20 protein-coding genes, 1 tRNA gene and 2 pseudogenes are annotated in these 24042 nt (G+C 54.5%); 14 read left to right on the forward strand and 9 right to left on the reverse strand.

Translation table 11 applies throughout. From position 1 onward, the window contains the following. Positions 1-108 precede the first annotated feature (108 nt). Positions 109-1056, reverse strand: a complete 948-nt coding sequence (gene treR / locus ACP4QI_RS02170; protein WP_156262781.1) for a trehalose operon repressor TreR — start codon at positions 1054-1056, stop codon at positions 109-111. A gap of 194 nt (positions 1057-1250) precedes the next feature. Here treR and mgtL point away from each other — a divergent pair, with 194 nt between their 5' ends. From mgtL to ACP4QI_RS02185, 3 genes are all read left to right on the forward strand, one after another. Beyond that, positions 1251-1304 carry a mgtA regulatory leader peptide MgtL gene (gene mgtL, locus ACP4QI_RS02175; protein ID WP_426495585.1) on the forward strand — a complete coding sequence of 18 codons (54 nt, stop codon included), beginning with the start codon at positions 1251-1253 and terminating at the stop codon, positions 1302-1304. Between the two features lie 142 nt (positions 1305-1446). After that, entirely contained in the window at positions 1447-4149 is a 2703-nt protein-coding gene (gene mgtA, locus ACP4QI_RS02180) for a magnesium-translocating P-type ATPase (RefSeq protein WP_426495450.1), read from the forward strand. A 154-nt stretch (positions 4150-4303) separates the two neighbouring features. Beyond that, positions 4304-6688 (forward strand): beta-N-acetylhexosaminidase, encoded by a 2385-nt coding sequence (locus ACP4QI_RS02185; RefSeq protein ID WP_426495451.1) that lies wholly within the window; start codon positions 4304-4306, stop codon positions 6686-6688. 126 nt (positions 6689-6814) lie between these two features. Here the strand turns inward: ACP4QI_RS02185 and gbpA are convergent, their stop codons facing one another. The 5 genes from gbpA to ACP4QI_RS02210 all read right to left on the reverse strand — a co-directional run bounded on the left by gbpA (position 6815) and on the right by ACP4QI_RS02210 (position 10463). Next, a complete protein-coding gene (gbpA, locus tag ACP4QI_RS02190) occupies positions 6815-8275 on the reverse strand; it encodes an N-acetylglucosamine-binding protein GbpA (protein WP_285127516.1) in 1461 nt (486 codons plus the stop codon). A gap of 183 nt (positions 8276-8458) precedes the next feature. Continuing rightward, positions 8459-8845, reverse strand: a complete 387-nt coding sequence (gene ridA / locus ACP4QI_RS02195) for a 2-iminobutanoate/2-iminopropanoate deaminase (protein WP_142488020.1) — start codon at positions 8843-8845, stop codon at positions 8459-8461. 72 nt (positions 8846-8917) lie between these two features. Then, positions 8918-9379 (reverse strand): aspartate carbamoyltransferase regulatory subunit, encoded by a 462-nt coding sequence (gene pyrI / locus ACP4QI_RS02200; protein WP_142488021.1) that lies wholly within the window; start codon positions 9377-9379, stop codon positions 8918-8920. 12 nt (positions 9380-9391) lie between these two features. Further along, positions 9392-10324: an aspartate carbamoyltransferase gene (gene pyrB, locus ACP4QI_RS02205; RefSeq protein WP_142488022.1), complete on the reverse strand. Its 933-nt coding sequence runs from the start codon at positions 10322-10324 to the stop codon at positions 9392-9394. 34 nt (positions 10325-10358) lie between these two features. Then, the gene (locus ACP4QI_RS02210; RefSeq protein ID WP_156262787.1) at positions 10359-10463 is read right to left on the reverse strand and encodes a pyrBI operon leader peptide; all 105 of its coding nucleotides are present in this window, start codon (positions 10461-10463) and stop codon (positions 10359-10361) included. A 203-nt stretch (positions 10464-10666) separates the two neighbouring features. Between ACP4QI_RS02210 and ACP4QI_RS02215 the strand changes: the two genes are divergently transcribed. The 3 genes from ACP4QI_RS02215 to ACP4QI_RS02225 all read left to right on the forward strand — a co-directional run bounded on the left by ACP4QI_RS02215 (position 10667) and on the right by ACP4QI_RS02225 (position 14199). After that, positions 10667-11119, forward strand: coding sequence for a YhcH/YjgK/YiaL family protein (locus ACP4QI_RS02215; protein ID WP_426495452.1), 453 nt, complete (start codon positions 10667-10669; stop codon positions 11117-11119). A 189-nt stretch (positions 11120-11308) separates the two neighbouring features. Beyond that, positions 11309-12217, forward strand: a complete 909-nt coding sequence (locus ACP4QI_RS02220) for a dihydrodipicolinate synthase family protein (RefSeq protein WP_426495453.1) — start codon at positions 11309-11311, stop codon at positions 12215-12217. A gap of 14 nt (positions 12218-12231) precedes the next feature. Next, a complete protein-coding gene (locus tag ACP4QI_RS02225; protein ID WP_426495454.1) occupies positions 12232-14199 on the forward strand; it encodes a YjhG/YagF family D-xylonate dehydratase in 1968 nt (655 codons plus the stop codon). 33 nt (positions 14200-14232) lie between these two features. On the opposite strand, the gene ACP4QI_RS02230 is transcribed toward ACP4QI_RS02225, so the two are convergent. After that, entirely contained in the window at positions 14233-14991 is a 759-nt protein-coding gene (locus tag ACP4QI_RS02230; RefSeq protein ID WP_426495455.1) for an IclR family transcriptional regulator, read from the reverse strand. Positions 14992-15235: 244 nt separating this feature from the next. Here ACP4QI_RS02230 and ACP4QI_RS02235 point away from each other — a divergent pair, with 244 nt between their 5' ends. After that, complete coding sequence (locus ACP4QI_RS02235) at positions 15236-15619, forward strand: hypothetical protein (protein ID WP_142488028.1); 384 nt, start codon at positions 15236-15238, stop codon at positions 15617-15619. 84 nt (positions 15620-15703) lie between these two features. On the opposite strand, the gene argF is transcribed toward ACP4QI_RS02235, so the two are convergent. Further along, positions 15704-16708 (reverse strand): ornithine carbamoyltransferase, encoded by a 1005-nt coding sequence (gene argF, locus ACP4QI_RS02240; protein WP_285111039.1) that lies wholly within the window; start codon positions 16706-16708, stop codon positions 15704-15706. Further along, positions 16678-16983: a putative translational regulatory protein ArgL gene (gene argL, locus ACP4QI_RS02245; RefSeq protein ID WP_426495456.1), complete on the reverse strand. Its 306-nt coding sequence runs from the start codon at positions 16981-16983 to the stop codon at positions 16678-16680. Before argL ends, argF begins: the two co-directional genes overlap by 31 nt. On the opposite strand from argL, the gene rraB reads away from it, so the two are divergent. From rraB to ACP4QI_RS02280, 7 genes and pseudogenes are all read left to right on the forward strand, one after another. After that, positions 16873-17295, forward strand: coding sequence for a ribonuclease E inhibitor RraB (gene rraB / locus ACP4QI_RS02250; protein WP_142488030.1), 423 nt, complete (start codon positions 16873-16875; stop codon positions 17293-17295). The genes argL and rraB overlap by 111 nt on opposite strands. 45 nt (positions 17296-17340) lie before the next feature. Next, positions 17341-18099, forward strand: a complete 759-nt coding sequence (gene miaE, locus ACP4QI_RS02255; RefSeq protein WP_426495586.1) for a tRNA isopentenyl-2-thiomethyl-A-37 hydroxylase MiaE — start codon at positions 17341-17343, stop codon at positions 18097-18099. 34 nt (positions 18100-18133) lie between these two features. Further along, positions 18134-18865 (forward strand): topoisomerase II, encoded by a 732-nt coding sequence (locus ACP4QI_RS02260; RefSeq protein WP_426495457.1) that lies wholly within the window; start codon positions 18134-18136, stop codon positions 18863-18865. Between the two features lie 104 nt (positions 18866-18969). After that, positions 18970-19054, forward strand: a tRNA-Leu gene (locus ACP4QI_RS02265). 189 nt (positions 19055-19243) lie between these two features. Then, positions 19244-20494 (forward strand): annotated as a pseudogene (locus tag ACP4QI_RS02270) (tyrosine-type recombinase/integrase). A gap of 111 nt (positions 20495-20605) precedes the next feature. Beyond that, positions 20606-21097 (forward strand): annotated as a pseudogene (locus tag ACP4QI_RS02275) (DUF6387 family protein); the annotation flags it as partial. Positions 21098-21646: 549 nt separating this feature from the next. Beyond that, a complete protein-coding gene (locus tag ACP4QI_RS02280; RefSeq protein WP_103826217.1) occupies positions 21647-24004 on the forward strand; it encodes a DUF262 domain-containing protein in 2358 nt (785 codons plus the stop codon). The last annotated feature ends 38 nt before the right edge of the window (positions 24005-24042 follow it).

The raw sequence follows: 24042 nt of genomic DNA on the forward strand, positions 1-24042 counted from the left end.
GATGGTAGGGGTTAGGGACTGGTGGCAAGCCTACTCTTTCAACGTAACGCGGAAAATGGGAACGTTCCCGAAACCGGGCGAGGATCACAATAAAGCGTCTTTTGACGCTCAGGAGAGGGCGGCGGGAATGACGATCTGGCGCGGTTCGCTGCGGCCGTTGATCTGCTCAATCAGCTGCATAGCGGCCTGACGGCCGGAGTCGGCGTAGCCGGGATCGACGGTAACGATCTCCGGATGGAGGAACTTCATCAGCGGCGTGTTGCCAACGCTCGCCAGCTGCAGGCTGTCGATGCGCTGTTCTTGTAAGTACTTACTAGCGCCCAGGGCCAGAGTATCCGTGGCGCAGACCAGCGCGGTCGTCTGCGGGGTCAGCACGTCAGCCACCTTCTCATAGCCCTGTTTCATCCCCAGACCGGGTAACGCGGCGACCGCAGGCAGGGCGTGCTGTTTGCAGAATTCCAGGTAGGCATTATGGCGGCGCTGGCCGGTGGTCACGTCGCTGTGCGGCACGCCAAGATAGCTGATATGCCGGTGACCACCGTCGTACAGGCGCTGCATCAGAACGTGAATTGCCCCTTCATCGTCATAGCACACCGATGCGAAGCCGCGGGCATCCCGGGCCAGCATGACCAGCGACGATTGCCACGGGGTGAGCATCTGCTCGCTGAGGCCGGTAAAGCCAAACAGCACCACGCCGTCGATGTTGCGTCGCTTCAGCATCCCGAGGTGCTCCTCGACCATCTGCGGCGAAAACTGACTCTCCATCATGATCGGATCGTAACCCTGTTCATAGAAGACGGGGAGCATGGTCTGTACCGCCAGGTTTTCCGACAGCGAATCCAGACGGGTGACGATGATCGCCACCACTTTGTCGCTCTGCCCGCGCATGGCGCGCGCCGAGCGGGACGGAGAGAAGCCGTGCTGATTCATCACCGCCTCGACGCGTTCGCGGGTGCGCTCGCTGACACCACTTTCGTTGTTCAGCACCCGTGAGACGGTGGATTTACCCACGCCGCTCAGACGCGCAATGTCTTTAATGGTGAGGCGATTCTGCATGCTTTCATTCCTGTAACGCATTGATGAAATAATCAATAAGCCTAAATCGGGTGTCCGGTTCCGCAATGGGCAAAGTCTGGTTTACGTTTGGTTTAATGCCCGGCCGGTATCATACCGCCCGAATTGTCACGAACGGTATGGCTAAAACGCTATACTGCGCGCCGACTTACCTTTTTTTACTTACCGGAGGCTGTATGGATCCCGATCCCACCCCTCTCCCGCGAGGGAGAAACCTTTCTTTCCGGTAAGCCTGTACTCACTGCCTTACCGGATGCGTAAGGCAGTAACGTTATTCAACGTTCCTGCATAACTGATACCGCCGCTCAGACGTGGCTTTGTCACGTCTGAAGGCAAGACTGCGCCCGTTTTCACGGGTGCGGGGGACGTGTTATGTTCAAAAATTTCACACAACAGCTGCTGGCCCGGCTGAGCCGCCACCTGCCGCGCCGTCTGGTGCAGCGCGACCCGATGGCAACGGGCAAAACCGATACCGTCATGCCCGGCGCGCTTGCCGCCCACTGTCTGCGGGTGGCCGCAATGGAAGAGCCCGCGCTGTGGCGGACCTTTGCCAGCCATCCGGAAGGGCTGACGGCCGCTGAGGTCGAAACCGCTCGCGCCACGCACGGCGAGAATCAGATCCCGGTGCAAAAACCGGCCCGCTGGTGGGTGCATCTGTGGGCCTGCTACCGCAACCCCTTCAACCTGCTGCTGACGGTGCTGGGCGTTATCTCCTATGCCACCGAAGACCTGTTTGCCGCCGGGGTGATCGCCCTGATGGTGGGCATCTCCACGCTGCTGAACTTTATCCAGGAGGCCCGCTCCACCCGGGCGGCGGATGCCCTGAAGGCGATGGTCAGCAACACCGCCACCGTCCTGCGCACCCTCAACGACAAAGGGGAAAGCGGCTGGCGGGAGGTACCTATTGACCAGCTGGTGCCGGGGGATCTGGTGAAGCTGGCGGCCGGGGACATGATCCCGGCGGATTTACGCATTCTCCAGGCCCGGGACCTGTTTGTGGCCCAGGCCTCGCTGACCGGCGAATCCCTGCCGGTGGAGAAGGTCGCCCACAGCCGCGATCCGCAGCAGAGCAACCCGCTGGAGTGCGACACCCTGTGCTTTATGGGCACCACGGTGGTCAGCGGCACGGCGCAGGCAATGGTGATCGCCACCGGAGGAAACACCTGGTTTGGACAGCTGGCCGGGCGCGTCAGCGAGCAGGAGAGCGAGCCCAACGCCTTCCAGCAGGGCATTGGCCGCGTCAGCATGCTGCTGATCCGCTTTATGCTGGCGATGACCCCCATCGTGCTGCTGATTAACGGCTACACCAAAGGCGACTGGTGGGAAGCGGCGCTGTTTGCGCTCTCGGTGGCGGTGGGGCTCACTCCGGAGATGCTGCCGATGATTGTCACCTCGACCCTGGCGCGCGGGGCGGTAAAACTTTCGAAGCAAAAGGTGATCGTCAAGCATCTCGACGCCATTCAGAACTTTGGCGCGATGGATATCCTCTGCACCGACAAAACCGGCACCCTGACTCAGGACAAGATCGTGCTGGAGCATCACACCGACGTGTCGGGCAAGGTCTGCGAGCGGGTGCTGAATACCGCCTGGCTGAACAGCCACTACCAGACCGGGCTGAAGAACCTGCTCGACGTCGCGGTGCTGGAAGGGGTGGATGAAGCCACAGCCCGCACCCTCTCGACCCGCTGGCAGAAAGTGGATGAGATCCCCTTTGATTTCGAGCGCCGCCGCATGTCGGTGGTGGTGAGTGAAGAGCAGGGGGTGCATCAGCTGATCTGCAAAGGGGCGCTGCAGGAGATCCTGAATGTATCTACCCAGGTGCGGCACAACGGCGAGATTGTCCCGCTGGACGACAGCATGCTGCGGCGCATCCGCCGCGTCACCGATAACCTCAACCGCCAGGGGCTGCGTGTGGTGGCGGTGGCCAGCAAGTTTCTGCCGGCCCGCGAGGGGGATTACCAGCGCGTCGACGAATCGGATCTGATCCTCGAAGGCTACATCGCCTTCCTCGATCCGCCGAAAGAGACCACCGCTCCGGCGCTCAGGGCGCTGAAAAACAGCGGCATCACGGTGAAAATCCTTACCGGCGACAGCGAGCTGGTGGCGGCGAAAGTGTGCCGCGAAGTGGGGCTGGATGCGGGCGAGGTGGTGACGGGCAGCGAGATCGAAACGCTTTCTGACGACGCGTTGGCTCTGCTTGCAAAGCGCACCACGCTGTTCGCGCGCCTGACCCCGATGCACAAAGAGCGCATTGTTACCCTGCTGAAGCGCGAGGGGCACGTGGTGGGCTTTATGGGGGATGGCATCAACGATGCGCCCGCGCTGCGTGCGGCGGATATCGGGATTTCGGTTGACGGTGCGGTGGATATTGCCCGGGAAGCGGCGGATATCATTCTGCTGGAGAAGAGCCTGATGGTGCTGGAGGAGGGGGTGATCGAAGGTCGCCGCACCTTCGCCAACATGCTCAAGTACATCAAAATGACCGCCAGCTCCAACTTCGGCAACGTCTTCAGCGTGCTGGTGGCGAGCGCGTTCCTGCCGTTCCTGCCGATGCTACCGTTGCATCTGCTGATCCAGAACCTGATGTACGACGTCTCCCAGGTGGCGATCCCCTTTGATAACGTCGACGAGGATCAGATCCGCAAGCCGCAGCGCTGGGATCCGTCAGAACTCGGCCGGTTCATGCTCTTTTTCGGCCCGATCAGCTCGATCTTCGACATTCTGACCTTCTGCCTGATGTGGTTCGTGTTCCACGCCAACACGCCGGATCAGCAGACCCTGTTCCAGTCCGGCTGGTTCGTGGTTGGGCTGCTGTCGCAAACCCTGATTGTGCATATGATCCGCACCCGCCGCATTCCTTTCCTCCAGAGCCGCGCCGCCTGGCCGCTGATCCTGATGACGGGGCTGGTGATGGTGCTTGGCATCGCGCTGCCGTTCTCGCCGCTGGCAGGGTATCTGCAGTTGCAGGCGCTGCCGCTCGGCTACTTCCCGTGGCTGGTGGCGATCCTCGCCGGGTACATGGTGCTGACGCAGCAGGTGAAAGGGTTCTATAGCCGCCGGTACGGTTGGCAGTAGGTTTGTGCCCGGTGGCGCTGCGCTTACCGGGCCTACGATCCTAACGTAGGCCGGGTAAGGCGAAGCCGCCACCCGGCAAATCGCTTGACGCTAATTTGCGCACATGTTAACAGAATGTTTTGCCTTTTTTCGGCCCGTCAAATAAGGAACATTCATGTTACGGTACAGCCTCCTGACCGCCGGGCTTATGCTCGGCTTTTCTGCGTTTGCCGCCCCGGCAGGCGATCTCCCTCTGATGCCCTGGCCTGCAAAGGTCGAACGTCCTGCCACCCAGGGCGCGCTGGTCATCAACAATAACTTCTCCGTTAGCGTCTCGGGGGACGATCTCGGTGACGCGGTGACACGCCTGCGTCAGCGGGTGGCGCTGCAAACCGGCTGGACCCTCCAGCCCCAGGCCGACAAACCCGAAAAACCGACGGTAGCCATCGCCATCGCCCGGAAGGTGGCCCCCCAGCCGAAACCGGACAGCGATGAAAGCTACACACTCACCGTGGACGCCAGCGGGGTGACTATCACCGCCAACACCCGCTTCGGCGCGCTGCGGGCGATGGAGACCCTGCTGCAGCTGATCCAGAACGGTGCGGAAAATACCTCCCTGCCGTGGGTCAGCATTGAGGATGCCCCGCGCTTCCCGTGGCGCGGCCTGCTGCTCGATTCGGCCCGCCACTTTATTCCGCTCGACGACATCAAGCGCCAGATCGACGGCATGGCGGCGGCGAAGCTCAACGTGCTGCACTGGCATTTAACCGACGATCAGGGCTGGCGTTTTGCCTCGAAGCGCTACCCGAAACTAACCGAACTCGCCAGCGACGGCCTGTTCTATACCCAGGATCAGATGCGTGACGTGGTGCGCTACGCCGCCGCGCGTGGCGTTCGCGTGGTGCCTGAAATTGACATGCCCGGCCACGCCTCGGCCATCGCGGTGGCCTATCCGGAGCTGATGAGCGCCACGGGGCCCTATGAGATGGAGCGTCACTGGGGCGTGCTCAAGCCGGTGATGGATCCCACCAAAGAGGCCACTTACGTCTTTGCCGGGGTGATGATCGCCGAACTGGCGGCGATCTTCCCGGATCCTTATCTGCACATCGGCGGCGATGAGGTGGACGACAGCCAGTGGAAAGCCAACCCCGCCATCCAGCAGTTTATGCGCGACAACAAGCTGGCCGACAGCCACGCCCTGCAGGCGTACTTCAACCGCAAGCTGGAGACGATCCTCGAGAAAAACCAGCGCCAGATGGTGGGCTGGGATGAGATCTTCCACCCGGATCTGCCGAAAAGCATTCTGATCCAGTCCTGGCAGGGGCAGGACGCGCTGGGCGAGGTGGCGAAGCAGGGCTACAAAGGAATTCTCTCCACCGGGTTTTATCTCGATCAGCCCCAGTACACCGCCTATCACTACCGCAATGAGATCGTGCCCCAGGGGCTCAACAACGTGGACGTCATCACCGATCGCGACAGCGCCCAGAGCTGGTCCTTTACCCTGCCGCGCCTGAAGGGCAAGCCGGTGGAGGGGAGCTTCACGCTGGTGAAAGGCGACGCGGGCTGGCGCGGGTTTATCGATTTCAGCGGCAAATCGCGGCGGGCGGTACAGGACATTGACTGGCGCAGCGACAACCAGGTGAGCTTCACCGTCGATACCTGGATGGGAGAAACCCGCCCGGTGGTAACGGTGAAGGACGACAAGATTGAGGGCTATTTCCTGCTGGGTAACGGCCGCTATCCGGTGACGGGTCAGCGGCTGGATGCGGTGCCGGAAGGGATCGCCCCGGCGGTGCCTGACGCCAGCCAGCAGGCGAATCTGCTGGGCGGCGAGGCGGCGCTGTGGGCGGAAAATGTGTCTGCCCCGGTGCTGGATATCAAGCTGTGGCCGCGGGCGTTTGCGGTGGCGGAGCGGCTGTGGTCGGCGCAGGACGTAACGGATGTCGATAACATGTACACCCGCCTGCAGGCAATGGACAGCTGGTCGACGGTATCGGTGGGCTTACAACAACATGCCCGTCAGCAGGTGCAGTTCACCCGTCTGGGGAACACCACCGACACGATGGCGCTGAACATCCTCGCCCAGGCGCTGGAGCCTGCCCAGTATTACACCCGCAATCATCTCAAGTTCCAGGCCGGAAACTACGATCTGTTTGAGCCGCTGAACCGCCTGGCCGACGCGCTGCCTCCGGAGAGCAACCAGGTGCGGCAGATGGACCGCTGGGCCGAGCGGCTGGTGAGCGATGCCGAAGACAGCGAAAGCGCGGAGTCCCTGCGTCATCTCTTTACCCGCTGGCAGACCAACACCCCGGACGCGCTGGCGCTGGCCGAAAACAGCTATCAGCTGAAAGCGCTGAAGCCGGTGATTCAGACGGTGGATAAGCTGGCGACGATTGGGCTGCGCTTAACGGATCTGGTGGCGCGTCAGGGAACGCTGGATGATAACGAGATTGCGTCGATTCAGGGCGAGCTGGATAAGGCGGCGCAGATTCAGGATGAAGTGGTGATTGCGGCGGTCTACCCGCTGGAGAAACTGCTGCGCGCGACGCGCAATCAGTAAAAAATGCCCGGTGGCGCTACGCTTACCGGGCCTACAAAATCCGTACGGTTCCGTTTGTCGGACAAACAAACCGCACCAACCCGTAGGCCGGGTAAGGCGAAGCCGCCACCCGGCAAACAGGACAACTTATTTCTTCAGGGTCCACGCCATGGTCCAGTGGGAACCGACACCCGGTTCGAACTGGTTAGCGCCCGCTGCGTACTGGATGCAGTAGCCGCTGTATGGCGCAGTCTTACACTTGTAAGTTTTGCCATTTTTCGGCTGCAGTACCACGGTACCGGCTTTGTAGGAGGCGATATTCTGCGGGTAGGTGTAGTCGTATTTACCTGCACTGCCGTTATCGGTGTTTGACGCTTCACCTTCCAGCATCATGTCAATCACGTCCTGCGCGAACATAACGCCATCCTTGTTGGTCGCGTAGTATTTCAGCATATGGTGACCTGGCGTCACGTCAGACAGGTTCATGGTCACGTCCTGGTTGGCGTTGTTCATGTCCTGCTTCACATAGCCTTTTTCTGCCCCGGCGTGGTTCATCACGCGTGCTTCCAGGTTGACGTTGCCCTGGGTGTTCACGTGGAAGGTCACGGTTGCCGCGCCGTTTTTGATTTTGCTGAACTGCACGTTGGTCACGGCGATATCTTCGCTGGCCTGAGTCTGTTGCTCTTCATAAGACACCGCGACAGATTTCAGGGTGCTGCCATCCTTCACGTAGACGTTGTTCGCGCCGTGAACCGGGTTCACTTCGCCGTTTGCATCTTTCATACCCACACGGACATCGCTGTGCGCGGCGTTGATCGCCTGCGCCAGATCGAATGCCCACTGGCTTGCCTGGCCCTGAGACGCAGATGAGATGGTCAGTTCGGTGCGCATAGAGGTCACTTCGCCGTTTGCGTCGAAGAAGCGAGCGATCACTTTGTCGCCTGCATTGACGTTGTTACCGGAAATCTGGCCGTCGAGGGTGTTGGCCCACTCGGACACCACCGCCGGGGTTTCATCTGGCGTAACGTTACCGCCATTACCGAAATCAACGTCGATCGCCTGATAGAAGCTATTGGTGGTATCGGCAATTTCCCAGACCGCATAAATAACCTGGTAGCCTGTACGCTGCGGAACATTACAGGTCATTTCCTGACGCTGAGCCGGTGCCTGGCCATTACCATTTACGGTACAGAATGGGGTGGATTCAAATTGATCGCGGGTCAGCGGTTTATTTGGATTCCAGTCCTGCTTAGTAATATACCAGCGCCAGTTAACGGTTTTATGTGGCGCAGTGTGGAACCAGGTAAATGTATTTTTACCCGCCGTAATAGGGGTCTTGGTCCATGCATTCAGGCTCTGGCGATCGAGCTGAGAATATTGGGAAATACCGGCGCTGGCCAGCTGTCCATCCGGTGGCAGCGCGCCAGTCGGGAATCCAGAGGTGCGTTCCACGCTCTGTGGTTCATACTGAACGCTGCCGCAGTCGATATTTTTACCGAGCTTACACATATAAGCGCGGCTGGCTGGAGATTCTACATAACCATGGGCTAAAGCGGATGACGCAACGGTGAGAGTGGCAAGTGCCAGCGCAATTTTAGACAGTTTCATTTTTTATTCCATTAAAAAGGGTTAATGCTTTTGGGCGGGTTTAGTGTTGTCCGGAATAAAAAATTAGTCATTTCACGCTGTGATGAAAAAGAATAATGAAAAGACTTGAAGGTTATTTCGCTCTGTGTATTCAGCAAATAAAAAAGGCAGCTCAGGCTGCCTTTTGCATATCAAAATCAATTATTAGCGACGCACGGCGATCGCTTCGATTTCGATCTTCACGTCTTTCGGCAGACGCGCCACTTCCACGCAGGAGCGCGCCGGGAAGCCAGCGTTGTGCTCGGTGAAGAAAGCTTCGTAGGTGGCGTTAACGGTGGCGAAATCGTTGAGATCTTTCACGAATACCGTGGTTTTGACGATATCGCCCACTTTCAGGCCAGCGGATTCGACGATCGCTTTGACGTTTTCCAGCGACTGGCGTGCCTGCGCAGAGACGTCTTCCGGCACTTCACCGGTTTTTGGGTTCACCGGGATCTGGCCGGAGGTGATGATCATGCTGCCAAGATCAACGCCCTGAACGTATGGGCCGATAGCTGCAGGTGCATTTTCCGTCGCGAGTACTTTGGTCATGATTTCTCCAGAATTACAGCGTTGTAAGTATGCCTGCCATTATAAAGAGGCAGGCATGCATTACCACCCGGATTAGTTGGCCAGCACCACATTATGCGAAAACTCTTTTTCGCAGTATTTGCATTTGAGCGCGATGTCATCGGCGCGTTTTTTCACTGCAAAACTGGAGTTAACCGGCTCAGCATGGCTGATGCAGTTGCTGTTCGGGCACACCAGCACGCCATCAATGCGTTCCGGCAGGCTCGGACGGGATTTGCCCACCACTTCGTAGTCGTCGATGCGGTTGACGGTCGCGTCCGGCGCGTACAGGGACAGCTGGTTAACCTGCTCATCGGTCAGGAAGGTGTTCTCAATTTTGATCAGATCCTTGCGGCCCATCTCGCCGGACGGCAGGTTCAGGCCGATGGTGATGCGCTGGTCGGTTTCGGTCAGTTTGAACAGGGTCAGCAGCTTAAAGCCCACCTGCGCAGGGATGTGGTCAATTACGGTGCCACGTTTGATGGCTTCGACCTGGAGTTTGTTATCGTGTGTCATGGTCATTTCCCCTTACAGAGCTAAGTCGCGATTCAGAACCAGTGCCAGTAACGCCTGGCGTGCAAAGATGCCGTTCCCGGCCTGCTGGAAGTACCAGGCGTGCGGCGTCTTATCCACGTCGGTGGTGATCTCATCGATACGCGGCAGCGGGTGCAGCACTTTCATGTTGCTGCGTGCACCTTCGAGGTCGCTGGCGCGCAGGACAAACTGCGCCTTCACGTTGGCGTACTCCGACGGATCCAGACGCTCCTTCTGCACGCGGGTCATATAGAGAATATCCACCTCGGCCATCATCTCTTCGATGCTGGCGTGCAGGCTCCACTGAATACCTTTTTCATCGAGCATATCGAGGATGTACTGCGGCATCGCCAGCGCGTCCGGAGCGACGAAGTAGAAGCGGTTGCCGTTGAACTTCGCCAGCGCCTGGGTCAGGGAGTGGACGGTGCGGCCATATTTCAGGTCGCCCACCATGGCGATGTTCAGGTTTTCCAGACGGCCCTGAGTCTCCTGAATGGTGAACAGATCCAGCAGGGTCTGGGTCGGGTGCTGGTTGGCCCCGTCACCGGCGTTCAGTACCGGAACACCGCCGGAGAACTCGGTCGCCAGACGCGCGGCGCCCTCTTGCGGGTGACGCATCACGATGGCGTCAACGTAGGTGCCGATCACCGAGATGGTGTCCGCCAGGGTCTCGCCTTTTTTGCCCAACGAGGTGTTGCTGCTGTCGGAGAAGCCCACCACGCTGGCGCCCAGACGGTGGATGGAGGTCTCGAACGACAGACGGGTGCGGGTGGAGGCTTCGAAGAAGCAGCTGGCGATCACCTTGTGCTTCAGCAGCTCCGGTTGTGGATTGGCCTTCAGTTTTGCCGCGGTTGCCAGAACCAGCTCCAGCTCTTCACGGCTGAGGTCGTTGATGGAAATGATGTGTTTTTGATAAAGCGGATTCATTTTTATCTCCTGACGCCGGGCAAAAAAAAGCCCCTCAAATGAGGGGCTTCTGGAATAGGGATTGCAATGGGAAGAAAAACGGCAGGCCAGCGTCTGTTTTAAGACGCGCAACGGCACTCTGTCGAACATGTTTGAGCATGCTTCCTCCTGGCAAATTGTGGGGCATTATACGCAGCCTGAATCGCGGATCAAGCGAATAATGCACACTTTAAGCAACGTAAAGGTTTCCGCGTGCATGGTTATGCGCAAGAGCAAATCCCCACCAAAAAGTGGTGGTATGGCAGCTGAATTTCTCGTATAAAAGTTGAAAATGAAACGATGTTTTATATTGAGGATTTCACTATGATCGTTGGCAACATTCACAACCTCCAGTCCTGGCTGCCGCAGGCGCTGCGTCAGGCGATCGAACACGTTAAAGTAAACGTGACTGACGCGACCCCAACCGGCAAACATGATATCGACGGCAACAACCTGTTTTATCTGGTTTCCGAAGACATGACCCAGCCGTTCGCCGAGCGCCGTGCGGAGTATCACGCCCGTTATCTGGACATCCAGATCCTGCTGAAAGGCCAGGAAGGGATGACCTTCAGCACCCTGCCAAACGGCACGCCGGACACCGACTGGCTGGCGGATAAAGACATCGCCTTCCTGCCGGAAGGTGAGCAGGAGAAAACCGTAGTGCTGAACGAAGGCGACTTCGTGGTCTTCTACCCGGGCGAAGTGCACAAACCGCTGTGCGCGGTGGGCAACCCGGCCCAGGTGCGCAAGGTGGTGGTGAAGATGTTAGTGGGATAATTTCCCCTCGCCCTGACCCTCTCCCCCAGGGAGAGGGAACACGCCTCCCATTCTGTGATCCAGCTTAAAAAACACGCACTCCCTCCTTTTTCCGCATTGTCCTTCGCTTTCCCCACGTTCTAGTATGATCGTTAAATAAACGAACGCTGTTCTATAATGTAGAACAAAATGATTCAGCAAGGAGATCGCATGCAGCAGACTCTACAGTTCTCGGGGATTATTCCCCCCGTCTCCACTATCTTCACCGCCGATGGCGCACTGGATAAAGCCGGTACCGCCGCGCTGATCGACAGCATGATCGACGCAGGCGTCAATGGCCTGTTCTTTCTCGGCAGCGGCGGGGAGTTTTCCCAGCTCAACACCCAGGAGCGTAAAGCGATCGCCGAATTTGCCATCGCCCATGTGAATCGCCGCGTGCCGGTGCTGATCGGCACCGGGGGCACCAACGCCCGGGAGACCATCGAGCTGAGCCAGCACGCGCAGCAGGCGGGGGCAGACGGCATCGTGGTGATTAACCCCTACTACTGGAAAGTGTCGGAAGCGAACCTGATCCGCTACTTCGGGCAGGTGGCCGACAGCGTCACCCTGCCGGTGATCCTCTATAACTTCCCGGCCCTGACCGGACAGGATCTGACCCCGCAGTTGGTCAAAACCCTGGCGGACTCCCGCCGCAATATCGTGGGGATCAAAGACACCATCGACTCTGTGGCCCACCTGCGCAGCATGATCCTCACCGTTAAGGCGGCGCACCCGCACTTTGTGGTGCTCTGCGGCTATGACGATCACCTGTTCAATACCCTGCTGCTGGGCGGCGATGGGGCGATCTCGGCCAGCGGCAACTTCGCCCCGCAGATCTCGGTCAAACTGCTGCAGGCCTTCCGCGACGGCGATCTGGCGCAGGCCGCGCACTATCATCAGACCATGCTGCAAATCCCACAGATGTATCAGCTGGACGCCCCGTTCGTGAACGTGATTAAAGAGGCGATTGCCCTCTGCGTGCGTCCGGTGTCCACCCACGTGCTGCCGCCAGCCGGGCCGCTGGATGAACCGCGCAAGGCGCAGCTGAAAGCGCTGCTGCAACAGCTCAAGCTCTGCTGAACCGGAAGGTGACGATGTCGATAGAGACGATTTTTACCCCGCAGGATGACGCCTTCTACTCGGTGATCACCCACGCGGCCGGGCCGCAGGGGGCACTGCCCCTGACCCCGCAGATGCTGATGGAATCCCCTAGCGGCAATCTGTTTGGCATGACCCAGAACGCCGGAATGGGCTGGGATGCCAATAAACTCACCGGCAAAGAGGTGCTGATTATCGGCACCCAGGGCGGGATCCGCGCGGGCGATGGCCGCCCGGTGGCGCTGGGCTACCACACCGGACACTGGGAGATTGGCCTGCAGATGCAGGCCGCGGCAAAAGAGATCACCCGCAACGGTGGGATCCCCTTTGCCGCCTTTGTCAGCGACCCCTGCGACGGGCGCTCCCAGGGTACGCACGGGATGTTTGACTCCCTGCCGTACCGCAACGATGCGGCGATCGTCTTTCGGCGGCTGATCCGCTCCCTGCCCACGCGCCGGGCGGTGATTGGCGTCGCCACCTGCGACAAAGGCCTCCCCGCCACCATGATTGCGCTGGCGTCTATGCACAACCTGCCGACCATTCTGGTGCCGGGCGGCGCCACGCTGCCACCCACCTTCGGCGAGGACGCCGGCAAGGTGCAGACCATCGGGGCGCGTTACGCTAACCATGAACTCTCCCTGCAGGAGGCCGCCGAGCTGGGCTGCCGCGCCTGCGCCTCACCGGGGGGCGGCTGCCAGTTCCTCGGTACCGCAGGCACCTCGCAGGTGGTGGCCGAAGCCTTAGGCCTGGCGCTGCCGCACTCGGCGCTGGCCCCGTCCGGACAGGACGTGTGGCTGGAGATTTCCCGCCAGTCGGCGCGGGCGGTGATCGAGCTGGATAACCGCGGCATCACCACCCGCGATATTCTCACCGACAAGGCCATTGAGAACGCGATGGTGATCCACGCCGCGTTCGGCGGCTCCACCAACCTGCTGCTGCACATCCCGGCCATTGCTCACGCGGCGGGCTGCACCATTCCTGACGTCGACCACTGGACCCGCGTCAACCGTAAGGTGCCGCGGCTGGTGAGCGTATTACCGAACGGGCCGGATTATCACCCGACGGTGCGGGCGTTCCTCGCGGGCGGCGTGCCGGAGGTGATGCTCCATCTGCGCGATCTTGGCCTGCTGCATCTGGATGCCATGACCGTCACCGGCCAGACCGTCGGGGAAAACCTCGACTGGTGGCAGGCCTCGGAACGCCGGGAGCGCTTCCGCCAGTGCCTGCGCGAGCAGGACGGGGTGGATCCTGACAACGTGATCCTGCCCCCGGAACGCGCCAACGCCCGCGGGCTTACCTCCACGGTGGCGTTCCCGGTGGGCAACATCGCCCCGGAAGGATCGGTGATCAAGGCCACGGCGATCGACCCGTCGGTGGTGGGTGAGGATGGCGTTTACCGCCACACCGGTCGGGCGCGGGTGTTTGTCTCGGAAGCCCGGGCGATCAAGGCGATCAAAAGCGGCGAGATCGAGCAGGGCGACATCATGGTGGTGATCGGCGGCGGGCCGTCCGGTACCGGGATGGAAGAGACCTATCAGCTGACCTCGGCGCTCAAGCATGTCTCCTGGGGAAAAACCGTATCGCTGATCACCGATGCCCGCTTCTCGGGGGTCTCGACCGGAGCCTGTTTTGGTCATGTGGCGCCTGAAGCGCTGGCGGGTGGGCCGATTGGCAAACTGCGCGATAACGACATCATCGAAATTGTGGTGGATCGCCTCTCCCTGACTGGCAGCGTCAACTTTATCGGCACGCCGCTGGCACCGCTCACCCCGGAAGAGGGGGCTACAGAGCTGGCGCGTCGTCAGCCGCATCCGGAACTTCACGCCCATGATTTTTTACCCGACGATACGCGCCTGTGGGCGGCCTTACAGTCGGTGAGCGGCGGGACCTGGAAAGGCTGTATTTACGACACGGATAAAATTATCGAGGTCATTAACGCCGGTAAAAAAGCGCTCGGTTTATAAGCCCTTCAGCCAGATACCGGGAGCAGATTAACCTCAGACCGGGTAGCCCAGGGCGCGTGAGAGCTGGCGCCCGGCCTCCTGCAACTGCTCGCGAAAATGCGCCAGTTCATCGTCGTCGACGCGGGAGGTCAGGGTCGACAGGCTCAGGGCGGCGATAACCCGGGATTCATGGTTACGCACCGGGACCGACACGCAGCGCACCCCCTGCTCGTTCTCTTCGCTGTCGAGGGCATAACCCTGCTCGCGGGTCTGTGCCAGCGCGGCCAGCAGCGCCTCGCGTGAGGCCAGGGTCGCGGGGGTATAAGTGGTGTACTGATAACCGTCGAGCAGCGTGTTCAGCTCGGCGTCGCTCAGCCAGGCGATCAGCACTTTGCCGATGGCGGTGGCATGCACCGGCAGGCGACGGCCAATGCGCGAGTAGGCGATGGCCGCCAGCTTGCCTTCAATCTTCTCGATATAAACCCCTTCGCGTCCGTCCAGAATGCCCAGATGGGTGGTCTGCCCGGTGCGCTCCGACAGCTCCGTCAGCCAGTGCTTCGCTTTCTGGCGAATATCCATGGTGCTCACCACGAAGTGGCCGCGCTCGACCAGCTTCATGCCCGGGCGATATTTGCCGTTCTCCGGATTCTGATCGATATAGCCGTGCAGCTGCAGGGTTTTAAGCAGCGAGTGGAGGGTGCTCTTGCTCAGGCCCATCTGTTTACTGATGTCGGTGATTTTGAGTTCCGTCGCCTGTTCGTTAAACAGATCGAGGATCTGTAAGGCACGTTCAACAGATTGAATAATAGGCATAAGTTCGGCACATCCGCGCTGGAATTAAGGCGAAAACGTACCCTGTTTACGCTGAAAAATCAATCGACAAGGGAGGCGGGGGCTTTGACGATCCTGGTACCGTCACAGGCAATCATGGCGGAAAAATTTGACATAAGTCATTCCTGATACTTATGGATTCAAGTTAAAAAGATAGGCTGTGCCTATTACTCACATTTTCATTGTTCTTTTACACTCATTAACCGTAAGGCTTTCTGCATTTTTTATGGCTCGTTTAAAAGGTATTTTAATGACTGCTTCTAAAACTTGGGTTTCTTTAGGCACCATTGCCAGTCCGGCCACAGGGACGTTATTTTCAAAAATTCTGACTCAACATAATCATAAATATATTCTGTGGTATAACGGCGAGCAGCTTTTTAAACCCGGCGATCGGATAAAAGTCATTTATAATCGTTTATTTATTAACGACGAGCCCTGCGATATTAATATTCTGCAGATCGACAAATACAGCCACACCCTGTGGCGCGTAATGAATAAGATGTCCAGCTGCCCCGGCCATCGCGACCCGGAGAGCAAGACGTGCGATGCTCCGGTAAAATGTATTTTTAAACAATGCCCGTTCGGCAAGATGAGGGTGAGGGCAAATTAATAAGCCGGTAAACTATTCTGTCGACAAGTAAATAATATAAATATCAGGAGGGCGGCAACCCTCCCGTCATTTTAAAAGCAGGCGTTATTCACCCAGAGTGGCGACCATCACCGCTTTAATGGTGTGCATCCGGTTCTCTGCCTGGTCAAATACCACGCTCGCCGCCGACTCAAACACCTCGTCCGTCACTTCCATTCCGCCGTGCAGATCGAACTCCTTCGCCATCTGCTGGCCCAGCGTGGTCTGGTCGTCGTGGAATGCCGGCAGACAGTGCAGGAACTTGACGTCCGGGTTCCCTGTCAGGGCCATCATCTGGCTGTTCACCTGATAGCCACGCAGCAGCGCAATCCGCTCGGCCCACTTCTCTTTGGCTTCGCCCATCGACACCCACACGTCGGTGTAGATGAAATCGGCGTCCTTCACGCCCGCCGCCACGTCTTCGGTGAGGGTGATTTTGCCGCCGTTCTTCTCTGCCAGCGCGCTGCACTCCGCCACCAGGCTCTCTTCCGGCCAGCAGGCTTTTGGGGCCACCAGACGCAGATCCAGCCCGGTGAGCGCCGCCGCTTCCAGCATTGAGTTACCCATGTTGTTACGCGCGTCGCCGGTGTAGACCAGCACCATCTCGTTAAAGGCCTTGCCCGGCAAATGCTCCTGCATGGTGAGTAAATCAGCCAGCAGCTGGGTTGGATGGAACTCGTTGGTCAGCCCGTTCCACACCGGCACACCGGCAAATTCCGCCAGCGTTTCGACCACTTCCTGACCATGGCCGCGATACTGAATGCCGTCGTACATCCGGCCCAGCACGCGGGCGGTATCTTTAATTGATTCTTTATGCCCAATCTGGCTGCCGCTCGGCCCGAGATACGTGACGCGCGCGCCCTGGTCAAATGCGGCAACTTCGAAAGAGCATCTGGTACGGGTAGAGTCTTTTTCGAAGATGAGCGCGATGTTTTTGCCAGTAAGTTTCTGTACTTCAGTCCCTTTTTTCTTATCGGCTTTCAGCTGTGCCGAGAGGGCAAGCAGAGAGGTGAGCTGTGCAGGCGTAAAATCGAGCAATTTCAGGAAATGTTTTTTATACAGTTCAGACATTTTATCCTCACATGGCAAAGGCCACTTATTGAATTAAAATTCACTTTATCTGTATCAATATTCACTTGCAACCCCGATTCACAAATCTTTCTTACAAAGGTGGAGGCAAACACATCCGTGTGTGAAAATAGAAGTATCTGCCGCACTTTAAAGAGGAACGAGCCATGGCAAACCCAGAACTGCTGGAAGAACAGCGCGAAGAGACGCGACTGATTATTGAAGAACTGCTGGAAGACGGCAGCGATCCGGATGCACTGTACACCATCGAGCACCATTTCTCTGCGGATGATTTCGAAGCGCTGGAAAAGCTGGCGGTTGAAGCCTTCCGTCTGGGTTACGAAGTAACTGAGCCAGAAGAGCTGGAAGTGGAAGAGGGCGACACCGTCATCTGCTGCGACATCCTGAGCGAAGGCGCGCTGAAAGCTGAGCTGATCGACGCCCAGGTTGAACAGCTGATGGACCTGGCCGAACGTTTTGAAGTGGAATACGACGGCTGGGGCACCTACTTCGAAGATCCGAACGGCGAAGAAGGTGACGACGAAGACGACGAAGATTTTGACGAAGACGACGACGGCGTGCGTCACTAAGTATGATTTGCGGCAGCTTCGGCTGCCGCTTTGCAAGGTTCAATGATGGATTACCCGCAGATACTCGCCCCTGTTCTCAACTTCCTCCAGTGCCCGACCCCGCAAGCGTGGATTGATAGAGCCCGCGACCCGGCCAACCTGCCGCTGCTGCTCACCGACCATATGGTGTGCGAGCTCAAAGCCGCCCAGACCGCGCTGTTATTAGTGCGCAAATACGTTGCCGACGAGAGCGGTGCCAACGCGCTACTCGAGTGGCTCAAGCCCTACGAAGCCTTCACCTTCCGCGAAGGCCCGGAACCGGATTTTGTCGCCCTGCACAAGCAGATTGGCAAAAGCGTGATGCCGAAGACCGACGACCCCTGGGGTCAGGCGCTGATTGACAGCATGGTGCTGCTGATCAAAGAGGAGCTGCACCACTTCTGGCAGGTGCGCGAGGCGATGTTGGCCCACAACATCCCCTACGTCAAAATCACCGCCAGCCGCTACGCCAAAGGGATGCTGAAAGCCGTGCGCACCCACGAGCCGCTGACGCTGATCGACAAGCTGATCTGCGGCGCCTACATCGAAGCACGCTCCTGCGAACGCTTCGCCGCGCTGGCACCGTTCCTCGACGAGGAGTTGCAGAAGTTTTATCTGTCGCTGCTGCGCTCCGAAGCACGGCATTACCAGGATTATCTGACGCTTGCCCAACAGGTCAGCGATGAGGATATCTCTCCTCGCATACAGCTTTTTGGTGAAATTGAAGCCACACTGATCTCAACACCGGACAACGAGTTTCGCTTCCATAGCGGCGTGCCGGTGTAAACCGGCATAGCTAAAGGATCAAGGATGCGTAACGATGAGAAGAGCGTGGACTCGTATAGCAGTGGTAGCGGTTATCTCCGCAGCAGTGGCCTTCTGGGTTTATTACGACAAGCAGCGCCTGCAAAACACCCCCGAACATCGACTTGATACCGTCCTTAACGCCATGCCCTCCTGGCAGGTACTGAAAGAGCAGGCCCCCCGGTTTGTGGCACGTATCCGCGAGCAGATCCTCACCATGCAGAAAGCGGGGGAGTCTGAGCAGGAGATCATCGACGTGGTCCAGCCGCAGATCCTGGAGCTGCAGATGTCGCGCCTGCAATATGCCCCCGACGCGAATACGGTGGCCTGGATGACAATCAACATGGAGCAGACCGCCGCCATTAAGAAGGTGAGTGACGATGCCTGTTTCCGTTTCTTATTCCCTGCCGTGAAGGGCGGCGTCAACCCGATGCGGGTGCTGGATAAAGGAATGATGCAGCGCCGCCTGCAGGCCGACGCCGACATGATGCGCGCGGGCTGGGGTAAAGATCGCCATACCGTTACCCCGGAGGAACACGCCGCCGCGGTGGAAGATGTGCGCCCGATTATGCAGTCCCTCGCCAGCCAGTACGGGGTGGCGATCCAGCTGCTGGTGATGCCGGAGAACGCGGTGGGCAAAGAGAAGCTCACCTGCGAGTTGGTGCAGGCGATGTGGGGGAAGGTGCTGAAGCTGCCGGAGCAGAAGGCGGCGAGGGTGATTCGGATGGCGGTGACGGAACTGGATTGATAGGGGCGCTGGTTTTTTGGGCACTTAGCGCGGTTTAGCGCGTCGCCGCTTGCATGGCGGCGCGCGACAGGTATAATCCACAACGTTTCCGCATCCCCTTCAGTGCCGAAGTGGCGAAATCGGTAGACGCAGTTGATTCAAAATCAACCGTAGAAATACGTGCCGGTTCGAGTCCGGCCTTCGGCACCATACAAAGCTTTTTTCAAGTCTACCAACGTCTATTTTAGTCCATAAAAACAGTAAGTTAAGCAGAGTTTTGGCTTTTCTTAGTCTGTCCACGTCTACTTACTTCTATCCACATATACCAACGAATGATGGTATAACTGGTGGTATCTTCGGTTCGATTGATTTTGATACCAACAGCGGAGGTATCAACTGATGGCACTCACTGATATCAAAGTTAGGACTACCAAGCCCTCCGAAAAACCTTTCAAACTCACAGATGGGCAGGGTATGCACCTGCTGATCAACCCCAATGGTTCAAAATACTGGCGACTCCAATACCGTTTCGATGGCAAACAGAAAGTTTTAGCATTGGGTGTTTATCCAATGGTCTCTCTTGGTGAAGCTCGCAGGAAACGAGATGAGGCCAAAAAGTTGGTATCTGTTGGTATTGATCCTTCTGAGAAGAAAAAAGCCGACAAGATCGAGCAAAGTGAAGCCCTGACTTTCGAGGCTGTCGCAAGGGACTGGCATACTGCCTGTAAAAGGAAATGGTCTGATTCCCACAGCGAGAGAGTTCTAAAAAGCATGGAAGATGGTCTCTTTACTACTATTGGTAAAAGAAAAATATCCGAGCTTAATACCAGAGATCTTCTTGCCCCTATCAAGGCTGTTGAAGCTTCCGGGCGACTGGAAGTTGCTTCCCGACTACAGCAAAGGACGACGGCAGTAATGCGATATGCCGTCCAGAATGGGCTGATAGATTACAACCCTGCTTAGGAGATGGCAGGAGCTATTGCCGTAGCCAAAAGAACCCACAGGCCAGCTTTGCCATTCGAACGATTCTCAGAACTCTTAGAACGAATTGATAACTTCAAAGGTAGGAAACTCACGAAGTTAGCCGTGAAACTCACATTGCTCATTTTCATTCGTTCAAGTGAACTCAGGTTTGCTCGTTGGTCAGAGATAGATTTCGACAATGCCATGTGGACTATCCCTGCAGAGCGAGAGCCATTACCCGGAGTGAAACATTCACATCGTGGTTCGAAAATGCGAACTCCACACCTTGTTCCTTTGAGTTGTCAGGCATTGGCTGTGTTGACGGAAATTAAAGAGATCAGCGGTGATCATGAACTCGTGTTCATTGGCGACCATGATTTCAGAAAGCCTATGAGTGAAAATACGGTAAACAAGGCTTTGAGGTCTATGGGCTATGACACAACCGTGGAGGTCTGTGGACATGGATTCAGGGCCATGGCTTGTAGTGCCTTAATTGAATCCGGTTTGTGGTCGAAAGATGCTGTTGAACGGCAAATGAGCCATCAGGAGCGGAACTCAGTTCGTGCTGCCTACATACATAAAGCAGAGCACCTTGATGAGAGAAAGCTTATGTTGCAGTGGTGGGCCGATTACCTTGACCTTCTTAGAATACGACAAGTTTCACCATTTGATTTTAAAAGGATTTAACTATGAATAAGTAGTTAAGCAATCACTCTCCCTTATCAACCTTGTTAAGGGAGAATTAATTCAAATAAGCAGTGCTAACTCATTCAAGCTTTGAATACAGTGGTGGGATTAATGAAAGTAGTAAGCCCTTATGAAGAATTAAAAAGCTGGTTTAGTCTCGAAAACTATGAGCAGTTAAAATCACTTACAATCAAAGAACTGCATACTGAGCTTGCCTTTAGAGAAGCGATTTTCGACAGTGTAAATTTTGGATGGGAAGATGATAATCAAAATTTAAGGTCTATCCTTGAAGGTAATCCTATTTTAAGCAGACAAGATAATAATCATGATCATTTTGGCAAGGGCCAAACACATGTTGCGCAGGTTAGCTTTGGTGATATAAAAAAATTAGAGTACAAGTTAATAATGTTTAGCATGGATTTTTTTGAAGAAAATGGCGATATCAAAAAAGAGTTGAAAAAGAAACCAATAACAAAAACTATGAGAGATTTTTTTCTTAACCAAAATAGCAGCAAGATGTATGTTTCATTTGATTTAGGAATGTCCAGCGATGAAGAAATTATAACAGCCTTACAAACGATGCTACCCATTCTCAGGAAAGAATGTTATTTGCCCCATGTATGGGGATACTGGAAAGGCTACTATTTGGTAGCTTTTCGTCTATTTAAACAGCAACAGTCTGAATATCCTATCCCACTACCGCACGAGTCTTACTCGTTTGGTTATATATTCCGAATACATAATAAGCTACGATATTTTCGTCTATGAGATGTTCTTAGTTTTACATTTCATTGACCAAATATTGCATTCAGCAACTCTGTCAGGCTGTCCATAGCGGAAGTAACTTCCTATCATAACGTGATTACAATGCTTTAAACAAAATTTCGCAACGGGTTTCTGACTTGGATTCGCTTCTAAATGACACGGTGTGCTGTCAGTGAAAAGACATTTCTCATAGAAGCTCCTCTATACTGGACATGATAAATTGTGATATTTCGGTTCTTGCAAGAAGATAAAATACCGTGGAAGATTAATGAAATTCAATGTACTTGCATAGGATCGTTGCTATGTGCTGGATAGTTGGTAAAATCATGTATTCATTGATTACCTATCAAAATAAAAATTAGTAAGCCAATAAAATCAAGGGGTTATATGGAAATCAAAGACGTTTTCGGAGCGCAGCCCAAAAGTGTTTGGGAGTATCTATGTGAGAATGGTCAAGGATTGTATGTCCCAGCATATCAGAGGCAATATTCTTGGGATACACCTAAAATAACACGATTAATTGAAGATATCTGTCATGGTTTCACCACTCTCACGAATAGGGATGATGCTATAACTTTTTTAGGGACGATTATAGCTATTCATGACACAAATTTAGTTACAGTAGATCCAATTGTTAAAGGTGATGTTCCTTCAAGAGTTATGACAATAATTGATGGGCAGCAAAGGTTAACGACATTATTATTGGTCAATACAGTACTTCACGAAGAAATAAAGTTAAGATTAGTTAAAAAAATAAATAAATATAGCGAAGAAGATGCGGATGTATGGTTAGTCGAAGAATGCATGAAAGTTATTGGGAGATTAGCTAAAACATTCGAGGAAAATAAGGATTACGGAGATCTGGATTTTCAATATTATCCTAGAATGATTAGGGCATATGATGATTCGTGGTCACGTAAGAAAGATAAAGCGAGTTATAAATCTGCCATTGGCCATTATTTGCATACCTACGGAAAATATGGACGGGAGGAAATAAAAAAGAATTTCAAATATGAACCTCCTGAAAGTGAACAAGAAAACAGTAGCAAATACAAGCCTCTTTCTGAAGGCCGAAAAACAGTTTATAAACTAATAAAGAACATAAGTAAATGTATTGATTTTGGAGGAAAAACAACTGCTAAATCGGAACAAACGGAATTAGAGTTACCAGATATCTCTGATATTCTTGATAATGATAAATTTCAAAATCTTCTACTCAAATCTGAATTTCCAGAATCTGTAAAAGCTAAACTTTCTGAACTTGGTGATCATTCTTTTGAGGAATTAACTCGCCTAGTCCTATTTGCTAATTTCGTTCTTGATCGCGTTGCCATAACTATTGTTACTGCTAAAAATGAAGATTATGCATTTGACATGTTTGAGTCATTAAATACGACCGGTGAACCACTGACGGCATTTGAGACTTTCAAACCAAAAATTATAAATGCAGAAAAACTCAGCGGGTATGAAAAATCGCAATCTCATCTTTATGTTAAAGCGATTGAAGATTATCTTGAAAGTACCGGCAAATCAAATGATAAACAAGATACAACGAGTCGGTTAATTGTTACTTTTGCCTTGGCAGAAAAAGGTGAAAAGCTGTCTAAAAGACTAAGTGATCAAAGGAGATTCCTTAAAGACAGTTTTGAAAGTCTTCCTGATTTGGAGCAGCAGCAAGAATATGTTAGATATCTTTCTCATGCAGCCTTATTTATTAGGTATTCTTGGCCTGAAGACAAGTCGCAAGCCACAACTATTTCCTCTGCTGAAGAAGCGCAGACAGATGAAGTCATTTTATGTATAGATTTACTTCGGAAATTTAATCATACAATAACACTGGGACCTTTGATCCGCTTCTATTCCGAAATAAGACGAGTTGCACCAGAGAATAGGGAACAAGCAATAAAAAATTTCATTGAGGCAGTTAAAGCTATCACTGCTTTTTCTGTCCTCTGGAGATCTTCTCGCCGTTCAACTGAGAACATAGATTCACACTACCGTAAATTAATGCTTAATGGTCAACCGGATGTTGGGTTGAAACCATTGGCAAGAAGTAAGAATGATTTTGGATCAGACATTACTTTAAATGTCATTCAGCTAAAAAGAGCGTTTTTATCTATACTTGAACAAGAAGGTAAGGTAGGTAGTAAGGAAGATTGGGTAAAAGCAATTTCTAAGATACCGGCATATTCAAATCAAAAAGAAATTACTCGTTTTATTTTACTCGCTGCAGCTCATGATAGTGTAGAGGACAAAGCAAATCCTGGCCTGACGGTAGCTGGTAGGAACGGTATTTTACCTCTCCTTGATGTAAAAAATTGGACAGGGGATCAGTCTAAAACAATTGAGCATATTGCACCTCAAGAAAGAACTTCAGAGGGCTGGTTAGACGATATCTATGAGGAACCGGAATTAATAGATCGATTAGGTAATTTAACACTGCTACCAATTAGAGAAAACTCATCTCTAAAAAATGGTAGTTGGGCAAAGAAAAAATTATTTTATAAGATTCTGTCCGCAATGACTCCGGATGAGCTTGATCCATTACAGGAACAAGGTAAGGCGCAGGGGATAAATTTAGCTCAATCAACAAATGATTTATTGACTGAATCGAAATATTTACCACTTGTTAAATCTGTTGCTACTGTTGAAGGTGATTGGACGAAAGAACTTATAGAGAAACGCAGTGTAAGAATTGCAGAGTTAGCATGGAGTCGTATTCATGCTTGGTTAGCTGTTGAATAAGTTCGATGTCCAAATAAATTGTGCACCCTAAGGGGTGC

The organism is Leclercia sp. TB492, from assembly GCF_049974505.2.
GTDB classification, from domain to species: Bacteria; Pseudomonadota; Gammaproteobacteria; order Enterobacterales; family Enterobacteriaceae; genus Enterobacter; species Enterobacter adecarboxylatus_C.

Excerpts from the sequence above, each read along its gene's own strand:
- treR (WP_156262781.1), bottom strand. The coding sequence starts at position 1,056 with ATGCAGAATCGCCTCACCATTAAAGACATTGCGCGTCTGAGCGGCGTG.
- mgtA (WP_426495450.1), top strand. The coding sequence starts at position 1,447 with ATGTTCAAAAATTTCACACAACAGCTGCTGGCCCGGCTGAGCCGCCAC.
- ACP4QI_RS02185 (WP_426495451.1), top strand. The coding sequence starts at position 4,304 with ATGTTACGGTACAGCCTCCTGACCGCCGGGCTTATGCTCGGCTTTTCT.
- gbpA (WP_285127516.1), bottom strand. The coding sequence starts at position 8,275 with ATGAAACTGTCTAAAATTGCGCTGGCACTTGCCACTCTCACCGTTGCG.
- ridA (WP_142488020.1), bottom strand. The coding sequence starts at position 8,845 with ATGACCAAAGTACTCGCGACGGAAAATGCACCTGCAGCTATCGGCCCA.
- pyrI (WP_142488021.1), bottom strand. The coding sequence starts at position 9,379 with ATGACACACGATAACAAACTCCAGGTCGAAGCCATCAAACGTGGCACC.
- pyrB (WP_142488022.1), bottom strand. The coding sequence starts at position 10,324 with ATGAATCCGCTTTATCAAAAACACATCATTTCCATCAACGACCTCAGC.
- ACP4QI_RS02210 (WP_156262787.1), bottom strand. The coding sequence starts at position 10,463 with ATGCTCAAACATGTTCGACAGAGTGCCGTTGCGCGTCTTAAAACAGAC.
- ACP4QI_RS02215 (WP_426495452.1), top strand. The coding sequence starts at position 10,667 with ATGATCGTTGGCAACATTCACAACCTCCAGTCCTGGCTGCCGCAGGCG.
- ACP4QI_RS02220 (WP_426495453.1), top strand. The coding sequence starts at position 11,309 with ATGCAGCAGACTCTACAGTTCTCGGGGATTATTCCCCCCGTCTCCACT.
- ACP4QI_RS02225 (WP_426495454.1), top strand. The coding sequence starts at position 12,232 with ATGTCGATAGAGACGATTTTTACCCCGCAGGATGACGCCTTCTACTCG.
- ACP4QI_RS02230 (WP_426495455.1), bottom strand. The coding sequence starts at position 14,991 with ATGCCTATTATTCAATCTGTTGAACGTGCCTTACAGATCCTCGATCTG.
- ACP4QI_RS02235 (WP_142488028.1), top strand. The coding sequence starts at position 15,236 with ATGGCTCGTTTAAAAGGTATTTTAATGACTGCTTCTAAAACTTGGGTT.
- argF (WP_285111039.1), bottom strand. The coding sequence starts at position 16,708 with ATGTCTGAACTGTATAAAAAACATTTCCTGAAATTGCTCGATTTTACG.
- rraB (WP_142488030.1), top strand. The coding sequence starts at position 16,873 with ATGGCAAACCCAGAACTGCTGGAAGAACAGCGCGAAGAGACGCGACTG.
- argL (WP_426495456.1), bottom strand. The coding sequence starts at position 16,983 with ATGGTGCTCGATGGTGTACAGTGCATCCGGATCGCTGCCGTCTTCCAG.
- miaE (WP_426495586.1), top strand. The coding sequence starts at position 17,341 with ATGGATTACCCGCAGATACTCGCCCCTGTTCTCAACTTCCTCCAGTGC.
- ACP4QI_RS02260 (WP_426495457.1), top strand. The coding sequence starts at position 18,134 with ATGAGAAGAGCGTGGACTCGTATAGCAGTGGTAGCGGTTATCTCCGCA.
- ACP4QI_RS02280 (WP_103826217.1), top strand. The coding sequence starts at position 21,647 with ATGGAAATCAAAGACGTTTTCGGAGCGCAGCCCAAAAGTGTTTGGGAG.